Here is a 1,674-nt window from a genome sequence, read left to right as displayed (position 1 = left end):
CTTTGTTTAAATTCATCACAGCTTAATTTATCAATATCTTTGCCTTCAGCTTTTAATTTTTTAGCCTCTTCTTCAATCTTTACTTCACCTAATGCTTCAGTAAAAATATCTCCTAATTCTTTTCCAAACTCTTTATGTACTAGTTTGTTTTTATGATGTCTTTTAATAACTTTTTTTATATTTTTAGTTTTCATATTCATTGACTACCCCTTTTATAAATATTAAAATAATCTTCCTTGTCCGCTTTCATTTATTGTTACAACATAATTTGTAACACCGCTTATTTTGTCAGCTCTTTTTCCTATCTCTTGTAAAATGCCGTGTTTGAGCATACTGTTTACTCTAGCAGACACTGTTGACTTTTCCATTTTTAGATAATGAGCGATTTCTCCCCTTGTTGCTGAGCCTTTTTCAAGTAAGCAATCATAAATTAGTTTAAATTGCTTATTATCTAATTTGTTTTTTATGTTGCTGTAATAACAGTCTATTGAAGTTGTTCTAGCCATTATTCAGACTCCTCGTTATGAAATATTTCATATATTTTTTTACCGAAACCTGTATTTAAAAGTTCTTTTTGTGCTTTTCTGCCTTCTTGTTCCCAATAGTCATAATATTCTTCAAGCGTCATCCCTAATTTTTCCGCTTCCTGCCTGTCTATCTCTTTCTGTCTCCGCTCTTCCTCCAACTCTCTTTGCTTTTTCTCAAGCTCTAACTGCTGACGTTTTATTTCTCTTTGAGCAAGTTCTTCAGCAGTGTAATGCCTTTTTATGCTGTTATTTTTTTCATCACCGTTTTTTAGAAATATCCGAAGATAAGACAAGAAGTCAAGCCACCTCGTGCTTAAATCCTGCCTGCTTTTGCTCTCAACAGTCTTTTTTGCTAGCTTTACGCAAGAAACCCAATCGTATCGCCGAGCCTCAAAACTAGCTTTTAATTCAGCTTGCTTTTGAGGTGTTTTATAGCCGTCAATCTGGCAAAGCGAAGTAGCAGTTTTAGCAGTGAAAGTTTCAAAGACTACGCACAGTTCTCTAACAAACAAATCAAAATCAGAGGAGGGGGGCGGGTTTTCTTTCTCTCTCTCTTTCTCTGATTCTAACTCTTTCTCTATCTCTCTCTCTGGTGTAACCGAAGCGTAGTTTTTTTGTAGTTTTTCTACATAATTATTACAGTTTTCTTCTTGTTCTTCTACAAAATTACTACAATCATTTTCATAATTATTACTAGCTTCTTCTTCAATTTTTATTGTGTCTAATTTTTTCTTATATTTTGAAACTCTGTCGCTTTCAGTAGAGGCTTTACCTATTAATGTTTGTATATCAGACATATAAATAGTTTCATTATCTGCTATAGTAATTAATCCAAGCTGTTTAAATACATTTAGTCCACTTTTTACTATGTCTTTATTTATTCTAGTTATAGTTGCTATCATATCGATATTGTAAGGAATCATATCCTTAAATAATAAAGCTCCGTTTGACTTCAAAGAAATTAAGCATATTTTTAAATATAGATTTTGGTACAAAATACCATTGTCCATACTCTCAAGTATTTTCATCTCTTCGCTGTCAAAAAAAGTATCTTTCAGCTTGAGATAGTAGTATTTTTTATTTTCTGCCATACTCAAGCCTTTTGTTCTACTTCTATAACTTCATCATTGTATTTTATTTTTAATAC

At 31.8% G+C, this 1,674-nt stretch carries 3 protein-coding genes; all 3 read right to left on the bottom strand.

Features of this window, described 5'->3' with window-relative positions:
* Window positions 1-200 (bottom strand): hypothetical protein (locus tag EZH24_RS11350; protein ID WP_137999211.1); only part of this gene is annotated, 200 nt, incomplete at its 3' end.
* 21 nt (window positions 201-221) lie between these two features.
* Complete coding sequence (locus tag EZH24_RS11345; RefSeq protein ID WP_137999210.1) at window positions 222-506, bottom strand: MarR family transcriptional regulator; 285 nt, start codon at window positions 504-506, stop codon at window positions 222-224.
* The gene (locus tag EZH24_RS11340; protein ID WP_137999209.1) at window positions 506-1,618 is read right to left on the bottom strand and encodes a phage replisome organizer N-terminal domain-containing protein; all 1,113 of its coding nucleotides are present in this window, start codon (window positions 1,616-1,618) and stop codon (window positions 506-508) included. Before EZH24_RS11340 ends, EZH24_RS11345 begins: the two co-directional genes overlap by 1 nt.
* Between the last annotated feature and the right edge of the window lie 56 nt (window positions 1,619-1,674).

Source organism: Brachyspira catarrhinii, from assembly GCF_005518285.1.
Taxonomy (GTDB): Bacteria; Spirochaetota; Brachyspiria; order Brachyspirales; family Brachyspiraceae; genus Brachyspira; species Brachyspira catarrhinii.
This window is presented reverse-complemented; position numbering and strand designations above follow the sequence as displayed.